Source organism: Leisingera sp. ABM4_060 (assembly GCF_056158765.1).
On the sequence record NZ_JBSWTX010000001.1, the window covers coordinates 2,752,047 to 2,772,987 of the forward strand.

Below are 20,941 nucleotides of genomic sequence, written 5' to 3' on the forward strand. Positions count from 1 at the left end.
TATGCAAACGTCCCGCCCTGTGGGAAGGCGGGACGGGCACTGCCCGGCCTGACGGACGGGCGGGTCTATCTAAACCGGTTTATTCGGCGGCTTCTTCGCTAGGAACGCCATCGGCCGGCGCATTTGCGGCTTTGGCGGCCTCTTCCTCAGGAGAAGGCAGATCGCCCACCACCTGCGGCGGCAGGCCCATCAGCATGCGGATGATGGTGACCAGCTCTTGGCGCATCTCGGTGCGCGGGGTCACCCGGTCGAGCATGCCGTGGTCCAAGAGGTACTCGGCGCGCTGGAAGCCTTCGGGCAGCTTCTCGCGGATGGTCTGTTCGATCACCCGCGGCCCGGCAAAGCAGATCAGCGCATTCGGCTCGGAGATATGCACATCGCCCAGCATCGCATAGGAGGCGGTCACCCCGCCGGTGGTCGGATGGGTCAGCACGACGATGTAAGGAAGGCCCGCCTCTTTCAGCATCTGCACCGCCACGGTGGTGCGCGGCATCTGCATCAGCGACAGGATACCTTCCTGCATGCGGGCGCCGCCGGCTGCGGAGAACAGCACCAGCGGGCGGCCCAGCTTCACCGCTTCCTCAGCCGCGGCGATGATGGCATTGCCCACGAACATGCCCATCGAGCCGCCCATATAGGAAAAGTCCTGCGCCGCCGCGATGATGGGCGTGCGGCCGATTTCGCCCGCAGCCACCAGCATCGCGTCTTTCTCGCCGGTCTTCTTCTGCGCCGCCTTGATCCGCTCGGGGTATTTCTTCTGGTCTTTGAACTTCAGCGGATCGGCCAGCGGCTCCGGCACCGCGACCTCGGTGAACACACCGCCATCAAACAGCGCGGTAAAGCGGTCGCGCGGCGTGATATGCATGTGATGGCCGCAGCTGGTGCAGACGTTCTGATTGTCGCTCAGCTCGCGGTGAAAAAGCATGGTGCCGCATTCATCGCATTTCTGCCAAAGGTTCTCGGGCACTTCGCGGCGCGAAAAGATCGAATTGATCTTGGGCCGGACGTAGTTGGTGATCCAGTTCATATTGCTTGCCTCTCCGGGGGCGCGGTTTGCCCCCCAGATAAGGCGCATTTGCCGCAATTGCAATCAGCGGCGTATGGCAAGCCGTGCACAGAGCCAGCTGACCAGCATCAGAAGAAAATCCACCGCCATCCATGGCCGCAGGGCCTGAACGTCCGCCATGTCAAAGGGAATGAGGTACAGCGCCAGCCCGTTCAGGCTGGTGGGCGAGGCGAACAGCAAAAGCGCGGTGACGTTGTTGAAGAAATGCACCGCCATCGCCGGGCCCAGGGTGCCGGCCCGCGCTGTCAGGTCCGCCATCAGCAAGCCGAAGGTCCCCGCCCAGATGGCAATCGCCAGCGCATTGCCGCCGGCCTCGGACGGCAGGTAATGGCCCAGTGCGAACAGCGCCGAGGGCGCCAGCAGCCACACCGCCGGGTGCCGGAACCGCGCCGCCAGCGCCTGCTGGATGTAGCCGCGGAACAGGATCTCTTCCGAGCCGGTCTGCACCAGCACTCCGGCCACCGCCAGGGGCAGGATGCCCAGCCAGGTCCAGAACGGCAGATTCGGGGTCATCGGCGGCCCCATGCTGTAGGGCGGCAGCGCCATCAGCAGCAGCATCAGGCCCAGCAGGTAGACGCTGACCTGGCCGAACTGCCACACCAGCGGCTTCAGATGGCCGGTGACAGTGGCAAAGCTGCGCTGGTGGAACAGGCGGGCGGCCATGGCCACGCCCAGCGCCAGAAAGGCAAAACTGCCCAAAAGCACCAGCATCGCGCCCGGATTGCTGCCATCGGCGAGGCCTTGCAGCCAGGCGCCGGGAAACAGCCCGGCCACCGTCACCTGCAGCGCCGCCGTCATCGCAAAGCTGACCGAGGCCACCAGCAGCAGCCCCAGCAGCAGCCGCCACAGCTCGGGCCGCGCCCGGGCAAAACGCACCAGGGCCTCATGCGCCCTATAACCGTGCCCGTGCTGCATGCTGCTCTCCCGGTGTTTGGCCGCCAAATCCCGGCCACGTTATGCATTGCTGCAACGCCATGGCAAGCCATGCGCCGGCAGCTTCTGTTCACACTTGCCGCCGGAACGGCCGCCTCCTAATGATTTTGCAAAACAAAAACACAGGCAGGGCCAGCAGTGACCAGGACAAACGACGGGAAACCCGCGCTTTTTCCGCCAGCCGGCGAACATGCGCCCGGGCTTGGGCGCCTCATCAAGACAGCCGCCGCCGCATTGGCAGCACTGGCGCTGGCCGCCTGCAGCCAGGCGCCCGGGCAGGTCAAGGGCCTCACTTTTGCGGCCCGCGACCCGGGTCCCGCCCCCAGGCTCAGCGGCCAGGTGATGTCCTTTGCCGGCGGCGATGTGCTGCTGGCCGCACCCGAAAGCTATTGCTTCGACCGCCGCAGCAGCAAGGCCGGCAGCGACGGCGGCTTTGCCCTGATCGCCATGTGCAGCCGGCTGGACCGGCGCAACTGGTTCGGCGCCCGCAAGGCGGCGGTGCTGACCGCCTCGATCGGGCCCGCCGCCCAGGATGCCGCCGCCCCGCAGGCCAAGGATATCGCGGCAATGTTCCCCAAGGCCAAGCTGCTGGAAACCCGCGAGGACCAGCTCTTGCCGATGATCAAGCTGGAGGCCGCCGGTGCCGTGGCTGAAGGCGCCAGCCCGGTCCATTGGCGCGGCGCCTTTGTGCTGGACCGCCACCTGATCGCCCTGGCGCTCTACGCACCCGAGGGCAGCCGCGCGCTTGGCAGCCAGGGGGCGGCGCTTTTGAATGAGGTCACCCACCGCTCGCTGGAGGCCTCGACCCTGCCGGACCTGGAGGCCGCAGGCGCGATCCTGCCCAAAGGCCCGGCACGGTCGCTGCGCCCGCAGGCCCGGCCCGCGGCGCCCGAAACCGCGGCACAAGCATCCGCGCCGGCCAAAATCACCGGCTGAACCGGTGGATTGCCGGTTTATTTCAATGGCCGCCAGCGGCTAAACTGCCGCCAGCGCCCGCTGCAGAACGCAAAGGGCAAGACAGGCAACGGAACAAGAACAAGGCAAGAGGGCGCACGATGGGCAGGATCATGGACCGGCTGATGCACCTGCGCAGCCTGCGCCGCTGGCGTGCTGCGGCCGAAGACTCGGCCCGCGCGCCCCTGTCCGAGCTGCGCCGCCAGCGCAATCAGGCGCGCCAGCTGCGCACCCATCTGGACCGGCTGATCCACACCGCCGACGGCCGCCTGGCGCTGCCGCAGATCGGCTCTTCCTTCTTTCCGCGCCCGCATGGCACCGACTGGTCCTGGCGCCCGGAGCTGTGGCGCGGCCCCTTGCCCGAACGCGGCCTGTCCTCAGTCCCGGCCAAGGCCAGGCTGGGCGAAGAAGTGCAGCTGTTCCACGATTGCGAATTCTCCGAACTCACCCTGCGCCAGCTCAGAAACACCCGCGAAGAGGACCTCGCCCCCTTCGGCCTGCGCATGGATGTGTTCAAATTCGACGGCTCCTTCCTGTCGGTGGTCATCGACCTGCCGCCAGCCGCGGCCGAGGGCATGACGCGCCAGCACCTGTTGCGCATCGACAGCATCATCGAATCCGAAAAACCGATCGAGATCTTCGCCCGCCTCAACATCCAGCACGGCCCCAACACCGAACAGATCGTGCGCGAGCTGCCGATGGAGGGAAAGAACATCGTGGTGGAATTCGACCTGGCCTATTCCAAGCTGAACGAGAAACGGATCGAGAAGATCTGGCTCGACCTGATCTTCGAGGCGCCGGACCTGAACCAGATCATCCTGCGCGACCTGACCTTCTCGCGCCACCGCCGCGCGGCGATCTGAGGAGACAGCCCCCATGCGCAGCCTGACATGAGCGATTTGACATGAGCGACCTGACACTGACCAAAATCCGCTTCCGCAACGGCATCTGGGAGGGCCAGATCAGCAACGCCCCCGCCAGCGGCGCCCGGCCGGACATCACGGTGATGTTCCAGGACCAGCCGGTCAAGGACGTGCAGCTGGAAGAGGGCCAGTCCGGCGGCAACTGGACCATCTCGGTGCCGGTGCCGGCAGAGGCGCTGGCCGACGGGGTGCAGACCTTTGTGATCTTTGATGGGGCTGACAGCACCCGCCTGGGCGATTTCACCCTGATCGCGGGCGAGGCCGTGGCGGATGACCTGCGCGCCGAGGTGGAGCTGCTGCGTGCCGAGCTGGACATGCTCAAACGCGCCTTCCGCCGCCACTGCCTGGAAACGATGTAGGGTCAGCCCCCCAAGCGCCTATTCCAGCGCCTGGAAATGCTCCGCCAGCACCTGCATCAGTTTCGCGTGCGGGATCGGGCCATAGCTGCAGCGCGCCACACCGGCCTGCCGCGCCGCCTCCAGCGTGATGCCGCGCATCATCGTGTTGACCGGCAGCGCACAGCCCTCGCAGACCTTGGCAATCAGGTCCGGATCCGTCAGGCCGGGCACAAAGAAGCCATTGCCTCCGGCCTCGGCATAAGCCGCCCCGCGCTCCAGCGCCTCGCCGATCAGACCGGCGTGTTTTGATCCGTCCTTTTCCTTCAAAAACAGATCGGTCCGCGCGTTCACAAAAATCTCCGCATGCCCCGCCCGCACCGCAGCCACACGGCCTGCCTGCTCCTCGATGCTGTAAAACCTCTCACCGCCGACCACCTGGTCCTCGAAGTTGAGCCCCACCGCACCGGTCTCCGCCAGCCGCTTCACATTGGCACTCAGCTGCTCCGGCGCGCGGGCATAGCCGCCCTCGAAGTCAATCGTCACCGGCAGATCGGTGGCCGCGATGATCCGTTCGGCATTGCCCAAGACAAACTCCAGCGGGATCTGCTCGCCGTCTGGAAACCCCTGCGCCGCCGCCACCGGATAGCTGCCGGTGGCCAGCGCCCGGGCGCCCGCCCCGGCAATTGCCTTGGCGCTGCCCGCATCCCAGATGTTATACAAAACCACCGGGTTGCCGGGCTGATGCAGCGCCGCAAAGGCGCGGGCGCGGTCGGAATATGTCATGCAGAAATCCTCTGTCTGTAGCCTGTTTCAATCTCAATCAGCCGCTGCTTGCGCCACAAGCCGCCGCCATACCCCGTCAGCGATCCATCCGCCGACAGCACCCGGTGGCAGGGCACTACCAGGGCCAATTGGTTGCTGCCATTGGCGCGGGCCACCGCCCGCGTGGCCGAGGCCCGCCCCAGCTCCCGCGCGATCTGCGAATAGCTGCGGGTCTCCCCCGCCGGGATCGTCAGCAGATAGCGCCAGACCTCACGTTCAAATCCGGTGCCGTGCAGCGCCAGCGGGGTCTCAAACGCCGCGCCCTCGCCGGCAAAAAACCGGCGCAGCTCTTCGGCGATCTGCTCCGTCGGCGCCGGACGGCCAAAGCCCAGCCCCCCGGGCTGCGCCTTTTGCAGCTTCGCCACTTCGCGCGGCAGCGCCTTGCGGTCGGCAAACTCCAAGAGATGCAGCTGATGGGCACAGCTGATCGCAATCATCGCGCCCAGCGGCGTGTCGATCCAATCCGCCAGCAGCAGCGCATCCTTGCGGAAGGCACCGGGCGCAATCCCCACCAGTTTCGCAAAGGCCGCGCGGAAAGCGCTGGCGCTTTCAAACCCGGCATCGATCTGCGCCGCAATCACCGGCTCGCCGGCCTTCAGCGCGGTGAACCCCTCGCGCAGCCGCCGCTGCCGCGCCATCTCCAGAAAGGTCATGCCGAAATGCCGCTTGAAGGCCCGCCGCACGGTCGACGCATCCAGCCCCAGCCGCACCAGATCCCCCTCGCCCCAGCGGTAGGCGGGCCGGTCCTCCAGCCGCGCCAGCAGGTCCTGCACCACCGGATCATCCCCGGCCGCCGCCGCCAGCGGCTTGCAGCGCTTGCAGGCACGGAACCCCGCCTCAATGCACTCGCCCGGCGTGGCATAGAACCGGCAGTTCTCAAACTTGGGATTGCGCGCCGGGCAGGTCAGCCGGCAGAAAATGCCGGTGGAGGTGACGCCCACATAGGCGCGCCCCTCATAAGCCGCATCACGGGTGATCAGCGCTTGGTACAGGGTCCGGGAATCAGGCAGGTCAAACATCATGCGGCAAGCTTAGCCCAGCAAGTCCCGCTTAGGCGCCGAAGATCGGGCGTTGATGTTCAAAACCCGTTGATCGGCCCCGGCCTCATGCCCGCCGGACAACCGCCGTTGCCGCCTGGCCCAGGATGAAGACACCGGTGCTGCCGATGATTGCGGCCGCAAAACGGTTCAGGGTCTGCAGCGCATCCCCCCGCGCCATCAGCTGCCGCGCCCCCGAAGCCAGCAGCGCATAGGGGCTCAGCGTTGCAAACAGCACCAGCACCGTCAGAACGCTCAGCGCCGCCCATTGGCCAAGGCCAACCGCCTCCAGGTCGATGACGGCCGGCAGCAGCGCCAGGTAGAAGATGATCGTCTTGGGATTGCCCAGCGTCAGCGCAAAGCCGGACAGAAAGGTCTTGGCCGGCCTGCGCTGCGCAGCCCCCGCAACCGCCGTCAGCCCCGCCTCGCTGCGCCAGAACTTATAGGCCAGATAGACCAGATAGGCCCCGCCCAGCAGCTTGACCGCCAGCAGCGCGCCGGAGAACAGCTGCGCAACCGCGGCCAGGCCGGCGATGGCAACAGTCAGATAAACCACATCGCCCAGCGCGATGCCCGCCAGGAACACCAGCGAGACCTTCAGCCCGCTGCCCAGCGATTGCCCGACCAGCCCCGCCACCCCCGGTCCGGGAATGACTGCGGCAAGCGACAAGGCGATGGAATAGGCAATCAGCGGGGCAAGCAGGTCCATGGGGCTATCCTGAATTCCGAATCGCGGCGACCCTAGCAGCCTGCCCGCTGCGGGCAAGCGGATAGCGGGGCAGGCACGCAGGTGTTGCGCAGCCAGCGTACGCCCCTTTCACGCGATCCTCATGGCTCTCTGCCAGACTGCTCCTGATCGCGATCCCCCGCCATGGCCCCGCGCATAGGCCATGATACAAGGCGCAGCCATCTGTGTGGCTGGCTGCGCAACACCCGGAGACCGGCCCCGATAAAAAGGGGGTTGTGCAAGCATGCTTGTCCGAGCAGGCCCCGCGGGGTCTGTCCACCTCCCCCGGCGGCGCCGCCATCCTCTTTGGATCCGCGCCAAACAGACGGCAGCAGACATTGGCACAACCGCCCGGGCCCGCGCCCCGGCGGCTCTTGCTGCTGCGCGCAGCAGGCCCAGCCCCCGCCGCTTCTTTCTGGTCCCAAATACTCTGGGGGTGAAGGCCGCCAGGCCTGAGGGGGCAACGCCCCCTTCCAGCGCCGCCGCCATTCTGCCCCCGGCCCGCGGACCGCAAACAAAAAAGGCCGCCCCCGCGGGCGGCCCCTTTCATGCGGCATCCAGGCGCGCGCTTACTTCGGCCCCAGCGCCACCAGCCCCTTCAGGATGTCGATGGCATAGGCCAGCTGGTAATCCTGCTCGCGCAGCTCGGCGGCTTTCTCGGCCTTCTCGCGGTCGGCTTCGATCTGGCGGATCTCATCCTCGCTCAAACTGTCATTGTTCAGGCTGCCGCGCAGGTCGGCTTCGGACCGCGAGCGGCGGGTGGCGTTTTCCTCCTCCTCGGCCGAGGCGGTGCGGCGGGGCTGTTCCACCACGATGTCGGGGCTGACGCCCAGCGCCTGGATCGATCGGCCCGACGGCGTGTAATAGCGCGCGGTGGTCAGACGCATGGCGCCCTCGCCCTTCAGCGGCATCACGGTCTGGACCGAACCCTTGCCGAACGATTTGGTGCCCACCACGATGGCACGGCGGTGGTCCTGCAGCGCACCGGCCACAATCTCGGAGGCCGAAGCCGAGCCGCCGTTGATCAGCACCACAATCGGCTTGCCATCGGCCAGATCGCCCGGGGTGGCGTTGAAGCGCTCGCCGTCTTCCGGGTTGCGGCCGCGGGTCGAGACGATTTCACCCGACTCCAGGAAGCTGTCGGCCACCCTGATCGCCTGGGTCAAGAGCCCGCCCGGGTTGTTGCGCAGGTCCAATACGATGCCGTTGACGTTATCCATGCCGCCGGCTTCCTCGATCTGCTTTTTCAGCCCCGATTCCAGGTTCGGCGTGGTCTGGTCGTTGAAGGTGGTGATCCGCATCACCACGGTGTCGCCCTCGGTGCGGCCGCGCACCGCGGTCAGCTTGATGGTGTCGCGGATGATGGAGACGTCGAACGGCTCATCCTCGCCCTCGCGCACCACGGTGATCACGATCTCCGAGCCGACCGGCCCGCGCATCAGGTTGACCGCCTCGTCCAGCGACAGGCCCAGCACGCTTTCACCGTCCACATGGGTGATGAAATCGCCGGCTTCCATGCCGGCCTCATCCGCCGGGGTGCCGTCGATCGGCGAGACAACTTTGACAAAGCCCTCTTCCTGGGTGACTTCGATGCCCAAGCCGCCGAACTCGCCGCGGGTCTGCACCCGCATCCGGCTGGCATCATCCGGCGAGAGATAGCTGGAATGCGGGTCCAGCGAGGTCAGCATGCCGCCAATGGCCGCCTCGATCAGCTCTTTCTCGTCGACCTCCTCGACATATTGCGCGCGGATGCGCTCGAAGATATCGCCGAACAGGTCCAGCTGCTCATAGACATTGGCCTCGCGCGCGCCTTCCTGGGCCAGCAAGGGGCCTGCGACATAGGTTGTTGCAACGATCCCTGCCAGCGTGCCGCCCAGGGCGGCCATCGCAAATTTTTTCATCAAGCCTTCATCCACCTTTTCCAGTGCGGAACCATGTTTCCGGGTCCACCGGGCTGTTGTCCATTCTCACTTCTATATAGAGCGTTTCTGTCCGGTCAGTTCCACCCCCTTCACCGCTAAGTGACAGAATTGCGTCCGGTTCCGGATTTTCTCCGCTCATCAGGCCAACGGGGGTGCCCTCGGGGATCACCTGCCCCGCCTCGCCGAACACCTCGGCCAGGCCCGACAGCACAAACAGGGTTTCCGGCTGCGGCTCCAGAATCACCACATTGCCAAGGTCCAAGAGCGGCCCGCGGTAGCGGATGGTGGCCGCCGTCGGCGCGGTGACCAGCGCCCGCGGCCGCGCGGCCACCAGCAGGCCCGGGCGGGCAATGCCCGCGGCATCGCGTTCGCCATAGCCACGCAGCACCAAGCCTTCGACCGGCAGCGGCAGGGAGCCGCGCAGATCGCTGATGTCGGCGCTGGTTTCGGCAATCTCGCCGCCGGCAATCTCGGCCAGCCCGTCAGCAAAGCCCGACAGCGTCTCGGTCGAGGAAATCAGGATCGCGGTGCGCACCGGATCAGCGGTAAAGCGCTTCGGCAAAGTCGTGCGGTCGGCAATGGCGGTTGACAGCTGCACCCGCGCGCTCTGCACCCCCGCCAGCCCCTTTTCCAGGGTCTGCGCCGCGTTCTGCTGCAACAGGCGCAAGCTCTGCACCTCGTCCAGATCCACCTTCAGCGATTGCGCCTTGGCCTGCAGCGCCGGCGTCACCTCCGCCAGCATCATCGCCGAGCGCGCCGCCCCCAGGGGCCCCGAAGGATGCACCATCAAGACCGGCGGCGGCGAGGTTTCAATGGTCTGGATGATGCCCAGCAGGCCCGAGACCTCCTCCTGCCGCGCCGCCAGCTGCGCACTCAGCTGCGCCTCCCGCCGCGCCACCCGCCGCAAACCGTCGCGCATCGCCGCCAGCCCGGCCTCGAACGCCTGCACGGTGGAGGTCAGCGCCTTCACCCGGTCGCGGGAGCTGTCCGCCTGCTGCAACTGCACCGAGGCCGCCTCAAGCTGCGCTGCCGCCTCCCGCGCGGCCCCGGCCGGATCCGCTGCGGATTGCAGCGGCGCGGCCAGCAGTGCCAGCAACAGGAGGCCCGCCCGCAGGATCATGACAGCAGGCTCTCCCCGGTCATCTCCGCCGGTTTCTCAAGGCCCATCAACTCCAGGATGGTCGGCGCCAGATCCGCCAGCCGCCCGTCGCGCAAGCGCGCGCCTTCCGGCCCGCCGACCAGCGCCACCGGCACCAGATTGAGTGTATGGGCGGTATGGGCGCCGCCGGTTTCGGGATCCACCATCACCTCGCAATTGCCATGGTCGGCAGTGACGATCATCGCGCCGCCCGCCTTTTCCAGCGCTTCAACAACCTGCGCCAGCCCCCGGTCCACCGCCTCGCAAGCCAGCACCGCCGCCTTGATGTCGCCGGTATGGCCGACCATGTCCGGGTTGGCGTAATTGGTGACAATCAGGTCATACCCCGCCTCGATCGCCTCGACGAATTTCTCCGTCACTTCCGGCGCCGACATCTCCGGCTGCAGATCATAGGTCGCCACCTTGGGCGACTTCGGCATGAACCGGTCCTCGCCCTCTTCCGGCGCTTCCTTGCCGCCGTTCAGGAAGAAGGTCACATGCGGGTATTTCTCGGTCTCGGCCAGGCGGAACTGGCGCTTGCCCTGCTTGGCGACCCAGGCGCCCAGCGTGTTGACGATCTCGGCCTTGGGGTAGCAGGTGGTCATATAGCCGTTGTGGCCGTCGGAATATTCCACCATGCCCAGCAGGCCCGCCAGCCTGGGGCGCGCGCCCAGCTCAAACTCCGCAAACCCCGGCTCGCCAATGGCCCGCAGGATCTCACGCGCCCGGTCGGCACGGAAATTCAGGCAGAATAACCCGTCGCCATCCTGCACGCCTTCATAGCCCGCCAGCACGGTGGCGGCGATGAACTCATCGGTCTCGGACTGGTTATAGGCATGGTCCACCGCCCCATGCGCGCTGGATGCGCTGCGCCCCTTGGCGTGGATCATCGCGTCATAGGCCTCGCTGACCCGCTCCCAGCGGTTGTCGCGGTCCATCGCAAAATAGCGCCCGGTGACAGTGGCGATGCGGGCGCCTTCGGGCAGCCTTTCTTCCAGCCTGCGGAAATGGGTAAAGGCCGATTTCGGCGCCACGTCGCGGCCATCGGTGATGGCGTGCAGCCAGACCGGCACGCCGGCATCGGTCACCGCCTTCACCGCGGCCAGGATATGGCTGATATGGCCATGCACGCCGCCGTCGGAAACCAGCCCCATCAGATGCGCCGCACCGCCGCTTTCCTTCAGCTGCCTGATAAAACCCTGCAGGGCTGCGTTGTCAAAGAACGACCCGTCCTCGATCGCCAGGTCGATCTGGCCCAGATCCATCGCCACCACCCGGCCCGCGCCAATGTTGGTGTGGCCCACTTCCGAGTTGCCCATCTGCCCGGTCGGCAGCCCCACGTCCGGCCCGTGGGTGATCAGCCTGGCGGCCGGCCCCTTGGCCATGATCGCATCAAAGGCAGGCGTTTCGGCAAGGTAAGGCGCGTTTGCCTTGCCCGGCGCGCCACTGCCCCAGCCATCAAGGATGCACAGGACAACGGGTTTGGGTGCGGTCATGTTGAGGCTCCGGGGCAGGGCATTGTTGGGCAATCTTCGCAAGCCTTCTAACGCCTCGCCGCGCCGGGGTGAACCGGCATTCCTGCCACAGTTGGCGTTATCAGGCCCCGGAGCAGGGCAAAATCCCCCTGCCTGCTTCTTCTTTGCCCAAATCCTCAAATGCCGCCCTGCCCCGTTCCCGCCCCGCCGGCGTTCTGCGGCATCGCTGCCTTCGCTGCCGGGCCGCCAAGCCCCCCCGGCCCGGCAATGCCGCAACCGCTCCTTTCATCTTTCCCCAAATACTCAATCCCCCGCTCCGCCCCCGGCACCGCCGCCCGGGTTCTGCGGCGTCAGCAGATGCCGGATCAGCGCCACCGGATGCGCCCGCAGGGACAGGCGCATGGCGACGTAATCCTCCACCACCTCCTCGCCCAGGCCCATCTGCGGCAGGTCGGCGTCCGGCTCATAGATCGCTTCGCCCTCCAGCTCGCGGGCAAACAGCGGCAGGGGTTTGCGGGCGGTGATGGCCTTGGCGGCCCACAAGGCCGCGCGCCGGTTGAGGCCAAGGGCGGCAAAGGCATCGGCCTCGGCCAGCCGCTCGATCACCGGCGGCGCCAGACCCGCCTTGCGCCAGACGTCCTCGACCTCCGTGTAGCCGTTGCCGCGCGCCGCGGTCAGCCAGGCGGCGTCCTCGTCGCGCAGGCCCTTCACCTGCCGGAACCCCAGCCGCAGCGCCAGCCCGCCGTGGCCGTCAGGCTCCATCGCGTTGTCCCAGTAGGAGTTGTTGATGCAGACCGGGCGCACCTCGACGCCATGGGCGCGGGCGTCGCGGACGATCTGCGCGGGCGCGTAGAACCCCATCGGCTGGGCGTTCAGGAGCGCGCAGGCAAAGATGCCCGGGTGGTGGCACTTGATCCAGGCGGAGGCATAAACCAGCAGAGCAAAACTGGCGGCGTGGCTTTCCGGGAAGCCGTAGGAGCCGAAGCCCTCGATCTGGGAAAAGCAGCGTTCGGAGAACTCGGCGTCATAGCCATTCTTTGCCATGCCGCGCAGGAACAGGCTGCGGAATTCGCTGACATTGCCGTGTTTCTTGAAGGTCGCAAGCGAGCGGCGCAGGCGGTCGGCCTGCTCGGGCGTGAAACCTGCACCGACAATGGCGATCTGCATCGCCTGCTCCTGAAACAGCGGCACGCCGAGGGTCTTGCCCAGCACCTCGCCCAGCGCGTCAGAGGGGAAATGCACCGGCTCCTCGCCATTGCGGCGGCGGATATAGGGGTGCACCATGTCGCCCTGGATCGGGCCGGGGCGGACGATGGCGACCTCGATCACCAGGTCATAAAACTGGCGCGGCTTCATCCTGGGCAGGAAGTTCATCTGCGCCCGGCTCTCCACTTGGAAGACCCCGATGCTGTCGGCCCGGCACAGCATGGTGTAGACCGCCGGATCCTCGGGCGGCAGGGTGGCCAGGCTGTAGTCCAGCTGGTGGTGCTGCTGCATCAGATCAAACGCCTTGCGGATGCAGGTGAGCATGCCCAGGGACAGCACATCGACCTTGAGGATGCCCAGCGTGTCGATGTCGTCCTTGTCCCAGCAGATCACCGTGCGCCCCTCCATGGTGGCGTTTTCAATGGGCACCAGCTCATCGAGCCTGCCTTGGGTGATGATGAAACCGCCCACATGCTGGGATAGATGCCGGGGAAAGCCGATGATCTCCTCCACCAGCTGCAGGGTCAGCTGCAGGCGGCGGCTGTTTGGGTCGAGGCCGATCTCGCGCATCCGCTCGGCCTCCACGCCCTTGGCGCTGAAGAAGCCCCAGAGCTGCGAGGACATGGCGGAGATGGTGTCCTCCGTGAGCCCCATGGCGCGGCCGACCTCGCGGATGGCGCGCTTGCCGCGGTAGTGGATCACCGTCGCACAGAGGCCGGCCCGGTGGCGGCCGTAGCGCTCATAGATCCATTGGATCACCTCCTCGCGCCGCTCGTGCTCGAAGTCGACGTCGATGTCGGGCGGCTCGTCGCGGGCTTCAGAGACGAAGCGTTCGAACACCATGGTGCCCAGCTCCGGGCTGACCGAGGTGACGCCCAGGCAGTAGCAGACCACCGAGTTCGCCGCCGATCCCCGCCCCTGGCACAGGATCCCGCGGGAGCGGGCAAAGGCGACGATGTCGCGCACGGTGAGGAAATAGGGGTCGTATTTCAGCTTGGCGATCAGCGCCAGCTCATGCTCCAGAAGCGCGTGCACCTTGTCCGGCGCGCCGCCCGGGTAGCGCCATTGCAGACCTTCTTCGGCGAGGCGCCTGAGCCGCTGCGGCGGGGTTTCCTCAGCGCTGCCCTCATCCGGGTAGTCATAGCGCAGCTCATCCAGCGAGAAGGTGAGCTGCTCTGCCAGCCGGGCGGCGTTGTCCACCGCCTGCTCATAGCCGCGGAACAGGCGGCGCATTTCGGCCTCAGAGCGCAGCCGCTGCTCGCCGTTGGCCATGGCGGCGCGGCCCAAGGCCTCGACCTTGCAGCGCAGGCGGATGGCGCTGAGCACATCACCGAGGCGGCGGCGGCGGCCGTGGTGCATGCGCGGCGCGGCGCTGGCCAGCGGCGGCAAGTTGAAACGTTCGGCCAAGGCGGAGAGCCCGGCAAAGCGCAGCCGGTCGCCGCCGTCATAGGCAGGCGCCATCATGAGGTGCATCCGCCCGCCAAAGCGGCGCGTCAGCCCGTCCATATGCGGCCCCCACCCGCCCGCGCCGCCGGGCTGATGCTGCGCCTGCGGCAACAGCAGCAGGTGGAGGCCCTCCGCAAACTCCAGAAGGTCGGAGAGATGCAGGGTACAGCTGCCCTTTTCCGCCCTCAGCCGCCCGGTGGACAACAGCCGCGTCAGGCTGCCCCAGCCGGCACGGGTCCGCGGCAGCGCGATCACTTCCGGCGCATCGGTAAAGACCAGCCGCGCTGCCGGGATCAGCCGCAGGGTGCCATACACGGGAAAGGAGCGCGGCGGCGCGATGCCTTCCGGGCACGGCGGCCCGATGGGAGTGTTCTGCCGGTCCCAGGCCTGCCGCTCAGCCGCCCGCCGGGCAATATCCGCGCATTCCGCATGGGCCCGCACGATGCCCGCCACCGAGTTCTCATCGGCAATCGCCACCGCCCCCAGCCCCAGCTCCAGCGCCCGCACCGCATATTCCTCCGGATGGGAGGCGCCGGTGAGGAAGGTGAAGTTGGAAAGACAGGCGAATTCGGCAAACATGAATTGCATGATATTCCCGTTTTGTTCCCATGTGGAGTCACCCTGAACGGCCTCTGCCGGAATGCGGTGCCGCGCCGCGCGCCTGCGCGGCGCCACGCCCAACCGCCGAAAAGCATTTCAATGCCTGCGCGGCGGGCGGGAGAGCCCCCCTGCCGGATGCGCAAGAAACGGGTCGATCAGCTCCAGCCCGTTGAGGCATGGTCCAAGCAGCAAAGGAGTTTCAGCATGACCAAGATCACCGCCCTGCCAACCGAAGAGGTCCGCGCCCTGCAAGCGGGCGGCACCGATGCCTATGGCCGCCCCCCGGAGCGCGCCGTCTCGGATGGCGGCGGCAACCCCTGCCGCCATTGCCTGACATACATTCCCGAAGGCGCGGAAATGCTGGTCCTGGCCCACCGCCCCTTCCCCGAGGCGCAGCCCTATGCCGAAACCGGGCCGATCTTCCTGTGTGCAGATCACTGCGCGCGGCATGACGGGGAGGCGCTGCCGGAGATGCTGACCGGCTCTCCCGACTACCTGATCAAGGGCTACAGCGCGGAGGACCGCATCGTCTATGGCACCGGCATTGTCATTGCGCAGGCGGAGATGATGGCCCGGGCAGAGGAGATCTTTGCGGACGGGCGCGTGGACTACATCCACATCCGCTCCTCGCGCAACAACTGCTACCAGGCGCGGATTGACCGGGGGTGACCGAAGAGCGGGGGGCGGCGGCGGTGTCTCACTCCGTCAGCCAATGGCAGCACTGAGCCCATACCTGCCATTGCCGCTCGCTGGCTTCATGCCTGGGCTTCATTGGTCCTGCCCCGTTAAACTGGGGACTTTCCTGTAGCTGACGAACCTTTCCCGGGACTGCCGTTCGGCCGGCCCGAATTACCAATGCAAGCATCTTGGCCAGGAACTACAGAAGGAGAGTTGACTGGTGTGGAGGAGCATTGGCAAAGAAGACCAGCTGGCCGGCAGGTCTCCGGAGGTGCGCATGGGCAATTTTCTGATGGATTACCGCTTGTAAAGGTTCTTCCGGATCAAAAAATGAAATCGCCCCGATCCAAGTCAGCAAGGTCAACCCCGGCCAGCGTCAGGGTGTTGCCGGAATCATCTGAAATGATCACGCTGCCATTTTCTTCGGTCACATGGTTGTTCATCAGATCCTGGAAACCGGTGATGCTGGCAACCTTGCTCAGATCTATGTCTTCGCGGTTATTGACCGTGTTGAAATCGCTGATTGTGTCGTTCCCCCGGCTGAACGCGAAGGTGTCGCTGCCGCCGCCGCCTTCCAGCCGGTCGTTGCCTGCGCCCCCGGCCAGCTTGTCCTTGCCGGAGCCGCCTTTCAGGCGGTCGCGCCCGCCGCCGCCCTTCAGGACATCCGCACCGGCGCCGCCCAGGAGAAGGTCATTGCCGCCGCCGCCATCCAGGGTGTCCCTGCCGGTGTTCTTTAACGGTGTTCCATCGGCAATAAAGTAACTGACCGGGCCGTCTCCGGTCAGGACATCCTTCCCATTGCCGCCTTTCAGCAGGTCGTTGCCATTGCCTCCGATCAGCTCGTCGCTGCCGCCGCGGCCAATCAGCGTGTCGTCACCGCTGCGGCCTTGCAGGGTATTGCGCCCGCCTGTGCCGCTGATACGGTCGTCCGAGAAACGCGATCCAATCACATTCTCAATGCGGGTCAGCTCATGTGAGAATGCAGCCTCCTGCCAGACCCCTGTGGCGGTGCCTTGCTGCAAATCCACGGTAACAGCGTCCACACCGTTACGGTCATAGCGCACAGTGTCAGAGCCGCCGCCGCCATCCAGGGTATCGGCGCCTTGTTGCAGGATGAACCGTTCATCGCGGCCACTGCCGATGATGCTGTCCGAATGATCCGAGCCCCGGATTTCCGAAACGGCCTCAACGGTGTTGATGACTTCCCGGTTGCCATATCCGTCATCGGCAATGACACCGGTTTTCAGGTCAACTTCAATGGCATTTGTTGCGGCGTTGAATTCCAGCCTAATGTTTCCGCCGCTGACGGTCAGGTTGTAAATATCCTGTCCTTCGCCGCCTCTGACGGAGATCCAGCCGCTATTTCCGGCGTTGATATTGAAGGTATCGGAGAATGCTGTTCCACTCAGTCCGATACCTCCATCCAGCTCGCTGGGGATCAAGGCGTTATTGACACTCAATATGGTCGTTGAACCGTGCCCGGGCCCCTTGTCGATATAGCCATAGTTGGTGGCGCCATCAATTGTGGCGGTTACACCCTGCGTCTCCGGCGTGCCGTTGTGAGAGGTCAGCGACAATGTCAGCCAGGCAGTGCCGGAGGTCATATCCGAAAGATCAACGGTGTCGTTCCCACGACCTGTGTTTACATGATCCCAGCCGCCGATAACATTGTCACCGGGATTGAGATAATCATCACCATCTCCGCCGGACAGATAATCGTTGCCGTTGCCCCCGAGAAGACTGTCGTTCCCCGCCCAGCCGAAAAGATTGTCGTTTCCACCAAACCCGTTGATTGTATCGTTTTCGGAGTTGCCTTCGAGAAAGCTGTCATCGCCGGCGGTTCCATTCACAACCAGACCAGCCGCCTGTGCCAGGGGGGAAATCAAATGCGTCACTACAATTTCCTTGCTTTAAAATGCTCCCGGTCCGTTGAGAAGCCCTTGCAGGCACACCCTAAAGCCGAAACAACAGATTTTGGCGCAATCTAGTGGTATTCGCCAAAAGTTTGCAATACTTCCTTTCTCTCCACTTATCACCCGTCGCAGGCGTTCGAAACTCAGCACCCCTCCGCCGCTGAGCCGAACAGGGCTCTGGTTTGAACCATGAAAGCAGAATTCTTAGAGAATGCTGCGGATCACCATCCCGATCTCTGCCACCTGCGCGGCCACGGTGCGTTGTCCGAAATGGACATTGAAAAGCTGCTGAAGCGTGCGGCTGGCCATAGCGGTTTTGCAGCAAGGGAAGCGGACTTTGGACAGAACGGCTTGCTGCGGCTCGGCGGCTATAAAGTTGCACATGCGGCGAATGGCCGGAAAGTCCCGGGTGTGAGAGTTCGCCTGATCCCGAACCATGCACCTCCTCTGACAGGCCGCACCGCGCAGCATCGGCACGCACCGGTGGAAGGCTGCAAAGGGCCGCCTCAGCCGGCGGCCCTTTGCAGCTGGACCTCAATGGCTTCAGAGATTGCTAGGGCATCCTCGAGCTCACCCCCGAGATACCTGACTGTGCTGTCCATCCTGGTGTGCCCAAGAAGAAGCTGGACCGCCGCAGATTGCCGGTTTTCCGGTAGATGCAGGCAACTTAGGTCCGCTTCATCGAATGTGTTCCGCAGGAAGCCGGATCCAGGCCGATGACTTGACCCATTCGCGGACCAGGCGTGCGTATTGGCGCGTCGAAATATGCAGCCGCTCGTGAAACCGCCCCGGCCAGAGGTATTCGGACCCGATCAAAAGAGGTTCCTTCATCCGCCGCATAATCGAGTTGCGCGTTCCGTCAGTGATCTCATATCTGACCGGCCGCTGCGTTTTGCTCTGAATGATCGAGGCGCGTTCTTTGACCTGACCAGAGGCGAACACATCTGCGACCTTCAGATTCACGGGGCCGCAACCGCGCAATTTGCTGTTTACGGCCAGATTGAAGAGAGCCAGTTCGCGATGGTTCTCCGCGATTTCCAATCGTTCACGGATGGCCCAAACATGTTTCGGCATCAAAGGACGCTTTTGCCCAAGACCCGCCCCTTGTTCCAGGCGGGCCGGCAGGTACGCATGGCTGGCAGGTTTGCAATAGTCATGGCGGCTCCTCCGATCCGCCACGTTCCGCCGCATCGCCAATCCGTCATTGGCAATTCAGAGCAACACGATGAAGGCCGATCTTTAAATGGTTACAGATCAGCCCAAACCAGACGATAACGTTAGCGCCAATCTTTGCACGCGCAGCACTACGTGAACTGCGTCAAGCAGACGTTGCCCTGGGGTGGAAGCTTGGTGGCATTCTATTCAGCGGCATTCTTTAAAGTGGCCATCAACTGATGGAACTTCTCACCTTGGACAGCCACGTGTTCCCGGAGCGTATCAGCAGCAAGATCTGATGTGCCCATTTCCAGTGCTCGAACAATATGCTCGTGTTCGGCCATCGACTGTGCCATCCGGCCGCGGAAGCGCAGCTGCTGGCGGCGGAACGGCTTCAGCCGCTTGTGCAGCTTGGCGGCTTCCTGTGCCAGGAAGCCGTTACCGGATTGCTGATAGATGATTTTATGGAAGCGCTCGTTCTCGGCATAGTAGGCGTCCGAGTCGCGGGCATCGACTGCGGCCTGGCAGTTTGAATTGGCGTCCCGCAGCTCCTCAAGCGCCTCCTCGGAAATCCGCAGCGCAGCAAGCCTGCCGCAAACCGCCTCCAGTTCCGCCATCACTTCGAACATCTCCATCAGCTCCACCGGTCCGGGCTGGCGCACAAAGGCGCCGCGGCGGGGGATCAGCTCGACCAGGCCGGACAGGGCAAGCCGTTGAAAGGCTTCGCGAAGCGGTGTGCGCGAGACGCCGAACTGCTGGGCCAGCCGGACTTCGTCCAGCCGGTCGCCATCGGCAAAAGTCCCGTTGAAAATCAGCTCTTCCAGCTGCTCGGCGATGTTGTCGGCGCGGCGTTGTTCCATGCTTTCAGGTTTACTCACGGCGCGGTGAAAATTCAACCTTGGCATTCTTGTATACAAAAACATTGACTTGAAAAACAAAGAGCGTTTACCCTTTTGCCATCCCCTGGTCCGCCAGGAGAATTTTTAGGGAGGAAAAAATGAAATCTGTTTTGAAGGCCGCCGTGGCCGGACTGGCGCTTGCTGCCGCGGGCAGCCTGGCAAACGCAACCGAGCTGCGCCTGTCGCATCAATGGTCCAATAAGGACATCCGCCATCAGGTCGCCCAGATCGTCGCCGACGAGGTGGCTGCTGCGGATGTGGATCTGAACATCAAGATCTTCGGCTCGAAATCGCTGTTCAAACCGCGCGAGCAATATAAGCCGCTGAGCCGCGGCCAGCTGGACATGACGGTGCTGCCGCTTTCCTATGCCGGCGGCCAGCAGCCTGCCTATAACCTTACCCTGATGCCGGGACTGGTGAAGAACCACGACCACGCTGCGCGCCTCAGCGACTCGCCTTTCATGGAAGCGTTGGAGGCCAAGATGGCTGAAGACGACGTGATGGTGCTGGTGCATGGCTACCTGGCAGGCGGTTTTGCCGGCAAGGACAAGTGCATCACCAAGCCCGAGGACGTGAAAGGATTGCAAACCCGCGCGGCCGGCAAATCGTTTGAACAGATGCTGGCCGGTGCAAGTGCATCAATTGCATCGATGGCGTCTTCCGAGATCTACAACGCCATGCAGACCGGCGTTCTGCAGGCCGCGAATACGTCCTCCTCGTCCTTCGTTTCCTACCGGATCTACGAGCAGGTCAGCTGCTACACCCCCGCAGGCGATGTGGCGCTGTGGTTCATGTATCAGCCGCTCTTGATGAACAAGCGCACCTTTGACGGCCTCAGCGAAGAGCAGCAGAACGCCCTGCTGGCGGCCTCTGAAAAGGCGCAGGCCTTCTATCTGGAAGAGGCCAAGAAACAGGACGCCGCCTCCGCCAAGATCTTTGCCGATGCCGGTGTCGAGATCGCGGAGATGTCGGCCGAGGATTTCGAAGCCTGGCGCAAGCTGGCGATGGAGACCTCCTACCAGAAGTTCGTCGATGAGGTTCCGGACGGGCAGACACTGCTCGACCTGGCGCTGGCAGTTGAGTGACCCCCTCGCCTGACTGCCGCCGGAGCGGCCCTTGCGCCGCTCCGCTCCCCCACAACTTCTTCAACAACGGGAGGCGATGATGGCCAGCCATAGCAATGCAGCCATTGCCCATGCCGGCAACAATCCCTTTCTCCGCCTGGTCGCGGCGCTTTCGACCCTTGCGGGCTGGTGCTCGGCCGGCATGATCGTCGCCGCGGTCGCCATCACCTGCCAGATGATCGTGGTGCGTTTTGTGCTGAACGGCTCCACTATCTGGCAGACCGAGGCCGTAATCTATTTGATCATCGCCGCCACCCTGGTGGGTCTGCCTTATGTGCAGCGCCTACGCGGCCATGTGAATGTCGACCTGATCCCGCTGTCGCTGGCGCCCCGCGGGCGTTTCGCTCTGGCAGTGCTGACCGCGGTGCTGTCGATCGTCATCGTCGCAATCATGCTGTGGTACGGCTTTGAATACTGGCATTTCGCCTGGGAGCGCGGCTGGCGGTCGGACACCGTCTGGGGCGTGCGTCTGTGGATCCCCTATCTTGCGATCCCTGTCGGGTTCGGCCTGCTGCTGCTGCAACTGGTTGCAGATCTGGTGGCCGTGCTGACCGGTATCGATAAACCCTTTGGACTGGAGTAAAG

General features: G+C 64.7%; 18 protein-coding genes and 1 pseudogene. 6 read left to right on the forward strand and 13 right to left on the reverse strand.

Annotated features, from left to right (window positions below):
* Positions 1–79: 79 nt before the first annotated feature.
* Positions 80–1,027, reverse strand: coding sequence for an acetyl-CoA carboxylase, carboxyltransferase subunit beta (accD, locus tag ACXAEH_RS13200; RefSeq protein ID WP_475033366.1), 948 nt, complete (start codon positions 1,025–1,027; stop codon positions 80–82).
* Positions 1,028–1,090: 63 nt separating this feature from the next.
* Positions 1,091–1,981 carry a lysostaphin resistance A-like protein gene (locus ACXAEH_RS13205; protein ID WP_475033368.1) on the reverse strand — a complete coding sequence of 297 codons (891 nt, stop codon included), beginning with the start codon at positions 1,979–1,981 and terminating at the stop codon, positions 1,091–1,093.
* A gap of 156 nt (positions 1,982–2,137) precedes the next feature.
* Between ACXAEH_RS13205 and ACXAEH_RS13210 the strand changes: the two genes are divergently transcribed.
* From ACXAEH_RS13210 to ACXAEH_RS13220, 3 genes are all read left to right on the forward strand, one after another.
* The gene (locus ACXAEH_RS13210; protein ID WP_475033369.1) at positions 2,138–2,935 is read left to right on the forward strand and encodes a hypothetical protein; all 798 of its coding nucleotides are present in this window, start codon (positions 2,138–2,140) and stop codon (positions 2,933–2,935) included.
* Positions 2,936–3,054: 119 nt separating this feature from the next.
* Positions 3,055–3,816: a DUF6478 family protein gene (locus ACXAEH_RS13215; RefSeq protein ID WP_475033370.1), complete on the forward strand. Its 762-nt coding sequence runs from the start codon at positions 3,055–3,057 to the stop codon at positions 3,814–3,816.
* Between the two features lie 41 nt (positions 3,817–3,857).
* Complete coding sequence (locus ACXAEH_RS13220) at positions 3,858–4,235, forward strand: hypothetical protein (protein ID WP_475033371.1); 378 nt, start codon at positions 3,858–3,860, stop codon at positions 4,233–4,235.
* A gap of 18 nt (positions 4,236–4,253) precedes the next feature.
* Here ACXAEH_RS13220 and ACXAEH_RS13225 read toward each other — a convergent pair whose 3' ends face one another.
* The 7 genes from ACXAEH_RS13225 to ACXAEH_RS13255 all read right to left on the reverse strand — a co-directional run bounded on the left by ACXAEH_RS13225 (position 4,254) and on the right by ACXAEH_RS13255 (position 14,566).
* Positions 4,254–4,997, reverse strand: coding sequence for an isocitrate lyase/PEP mutase family protein (locus ACXAEH_RS13225; protein WP_475033374.1), 744 nt, complete (start codon positions 4,995–4,997; stop codon positions 4,254–4,256).
* Positions 4,994–6,058: a bifunctional transcriptional activator/DNA repair enzyme AdaA gene (locus ACXAEH_RS13230; protein ID WP_475033375.1), complete on the reverse strand. Its 1,065-nt coding sequence runs from the start codon at positions 6,056–6,058 to the stop codon at positions 4,994–4,996. The genes ACXAEH_RS13225 and ACXAEH_RS13230 overlap by 4 nt, the downstream gene beginning before the upstream one ends.
* A gap of 82 nt (positions 6,059–6,140) precedes the next feature.
* Positions 6,141–6,782 (reverse strand): LysE family translocator, encoded by a 642-nt coding sequence (locus ACXAEH_RS13235; RefSeq protein WP_475033376.1) that lies wholly within the window; start codon positions 6,780–6,782, stop codon positions 6,141–6,143.
* 587 nt (positions 6,783–7,369) lie between these two features.
* Positions 7,370–8,701 carry a S41 family peptidase gene (locus ACXAEH_RS13240; RefSeq protein ID WP_475033378.1) on the reverse strand — a complete coding sequence of 444 codons (1,332 nt, stop codon included), beginning with the start codon at positions 8,699–8,701 and terminating at the stop codon, positions 7,370–7,372.
* 7 nt (positions 8,702–8,708) lie between these two features.
* On the reverse strand, positions 8,709–9,842 hold the full coding sequence (locus tag ACXAEH_RS13245) for a murein hydrolase activator EnvC family protein (protein ID WP_475033379.1): 1,134 nt from the start codon (positions 9,840–9,842) through the stop codon (positions 8,709–8,711).
* The gene (gene gpmI / locus ACXAEH_RS13250) at positions 9,839–11,356 is read right to left on the reverse strand and encodes a 2,3-bisphosphoglycerate-independent phosphoglycerate mutase (RefSeq protein WP_475033381.1); all 1,518 of its coding nucleotides are present in this window, start codon (positions 11,354–11,356) and stop codon (positions 9,839–9,841) included. Before gpmI ends, ACXAEH_RS13245 begins: the two co-directional genes overlap by 4 nt.
* Before the next feature lie 282 nt (positions 11,357–11,638).
* Positions 11,639–14,566, reverse strand: a complete 2,928-nt coding sequence (locus ACXAEH_RS13255; protein WP_475035575.1) for an error-prone DNA polymerase — start codon at positions 14,564–14,566, stop codon at positions 11,639–11,641.
* Between the two features lie 225 nt (positions 14,567–14,791).
* On the opposite strand from ACXAEH_RS13255, the gene ACXAEH_RS13260 reads away from it, so the two are divergent.
* Entirely contained in the window at positions 14,792–15,256 is a 465-nt protein-coding gene (locus tag ACXAEH_RS13260) for a DUF1203 domain-containing protein (RefSeq protein ID WP_475033383.1), read from the forward strand.
* 332 nt (positions 15,257–15,588) lie between these two features.
* On the opposite strand, the gene ACXAEH_RS13265 is transcribed toward ACXAEH_RS13260, so the two are convergent.
* The 4 genes and pseudogenes from ACXAEH_RS13265 to ACXAEH_RS13280 form a co-directional block, all read right to left on the reverse strand.
* Positions 15,589–17,160, reverse strand: a complete 1,572-nt coding sequence (locus ACXAEH_RS13265; RefSeq protein ID WP_475033385.1) for a calcium-binding protein — start codon at positions 17,158–17,160, stop codon at positions 15,589–15,591.
* 222 nt (positions 17,161–17,382) lie between these two features.
* Complete coding sequence (locus tag ACXAEH_RS13270) at positions 17,383–17,655, reverse strand: hypothetical protein (protein WP_475033387.1); 273 nt, start codon at positions 17,653–17,655, stop codon at positions 17,383–17,385.
* A gap of 29 nt (positions 17,656–17,684) precedes the next feature.
* A pseudogene (locus tag ACXAEH_RS13275) lies at positions 17,685–18,335 on the reverse strand (tyrosine-type recombinase/integrase).
* Positions 18,336–18,536: 201 nt separating this feature from the next.
* The gene (locus tag ACXAEH_RS13280) at positions 18,537–19,193 is read right to left on the reverse strand and encodes a GntR family transcriptional regulator (RefSeq protein WP_475033389.1); all 657 of its coding nucleotides are present in this window, start codon (positions 19,191–19,193) and stop codon (positions 18,537–18,539) included.
* Positions 19,194–19,330: 137 nt separating this feature from the next.
* On the opposite strand from ACXAEH_RS13280, the gene dctP reads away from it, so the two are divergent.
* Positions 19,331–20,317: a TRAP transporter substrate-binding protein DctP gene (dctP, locus tag ACXAEH_RS13285; protein ID WP_475033391.1), complete on the forward strand. Its 987-nt coding sequence runs from the start codon at positions 19,331–19,333 to the stop codon at positions 20,315–20,317.
* Positions 20,318–20,396: 79 nt separating this feature from the next.
* Positions 20,397–20,939: a TRAP transporter small permease gene (locus ACXAEH_RS13290; RefSeq protein WP_475033393.1), complete on the forward strand. Its 543-nt coding sequence runs from the start codon at positions 20,397–20,399 to the stop codon at positions 20,937–20,939.
* Positions 20,940–20,941: the final 2 nt, after the last annotated feature.

What these genes read in the sequence shown, in the direction of transcription:
- accD (WP_475033366.1), bottom strand. Translation starts at nt 1,027, where the DNA reads ATGAACTGGATCACCAACTACGTCCGGCCCAAGATCAATTCGATCTTT.
- ACXAEH_RS13205 (WP_475033368.1), bottom strand. Translation starts at nt 1,981, where the DNA reads ATGCAGCACGGGCACGGTTATAGGGCGCATGAGGCCCTGGTGCGTTTT.
- ACXAEH_RS13215 (WP_475033370.1), top strand. Translation starts at nt 3,055, where the DNA reads ATGGGCAGGATCATGGACCGGCTGATGCACCTGCGCAGCCTGCGCCGC.
- ACXAEH_RS13220 (WP_475033371.1), top strand. Translation starts at nt 3,858, where the DNA reads ATGAGCGACCTGACACTGACCAAAATCCGCTTCCGCAACGGCATCTGG.
- ACXAEH_RS13225 (WP_475033374.1), bottom strand. Translation starts at nt 4,997, where the DNA reads ATGACATATTCCGACCGCGCCCGCGCCTTTGCGGCGCTGCATCAGCCC.
- ACXAEH_RS13230 (WP_475033375.1), bottom strand. Translation starts at nt 6,058, where the DNA reads ATGATGTTTGACCTGCCTGATTCCCGGACCCTGTACCAAGCGCTGATC.
- ACXAEH_RS13235 (WP_475033376.1), bottom strand. Translation starts at nt 6,782, where the DNA reads ATGGACCTGCTTGCCCCGCTGATTGCCTATTCCATCGCCTTGTCGCTT.
- ACXAEH_RS13240 (WP_475033378.1), bottom strand. Translation starts at nt 8,701, where the DNA reads ATGAAAAAATTTGCGATGGCCGCCCTGGGCGGCACGCTGGCAGGGATC.
- ACXAEH_RS13245 (WP_475033379.1), bottom strand. Translation starts at nt 9,842, where the DNA reads ATGATCCTGCGGGCGGGCCTCCTGTTGCTGGCACTGCTGGCCGCGCCG.
- gpmI (WP_475033381.1), bottom strand. Translation starts at nt 11,356, where the DNA reads ATGACCGCACCCAAACCCGTTGTCCTGTGCATCCTTGATGGCTGGGGC.
- ACXAEH_RS13255 (WP_475035575.1), bottom strand. Translation starts at nt 14,566, where the DNA reads ATGTTTGCCGAATTCGCCTGTCTTTCCAACTTCACCTTCCTCACCGGC.
- ACXAEH_RS13260 (WP_475033383.1), top strand. Translation starts at nt 14,792, where the DNA reads ATGACCAAGATCACCGCCCTGCCAACCGAAGAGGTCCGCGCCCTGCAA.
- ACXAEH_RS13280 (WP_475033389.1), bottom strand. Translation starts at nt 19,193, where the DNA reads ATGGAACAACGCCGCGCCGACAACATCGCCGAGCAGCTGGAAGAGCTG.
- dctP (WP_475033391.1), top strand. Translation starts at nt 19,331, where the DNA reads ATGAAATCTGTTTTGAAGGCCGCCGTGGCCGGACTGGCGCTTGCTGCC.
- ACXAEH_RS13290 (WP_475033393.1), top strand. Translation starts at nt 20,397, where the DNA reads ATGGCCAGCCATAGCAATGCAGCCATTGCCCATGCCGGCAACAATCCC.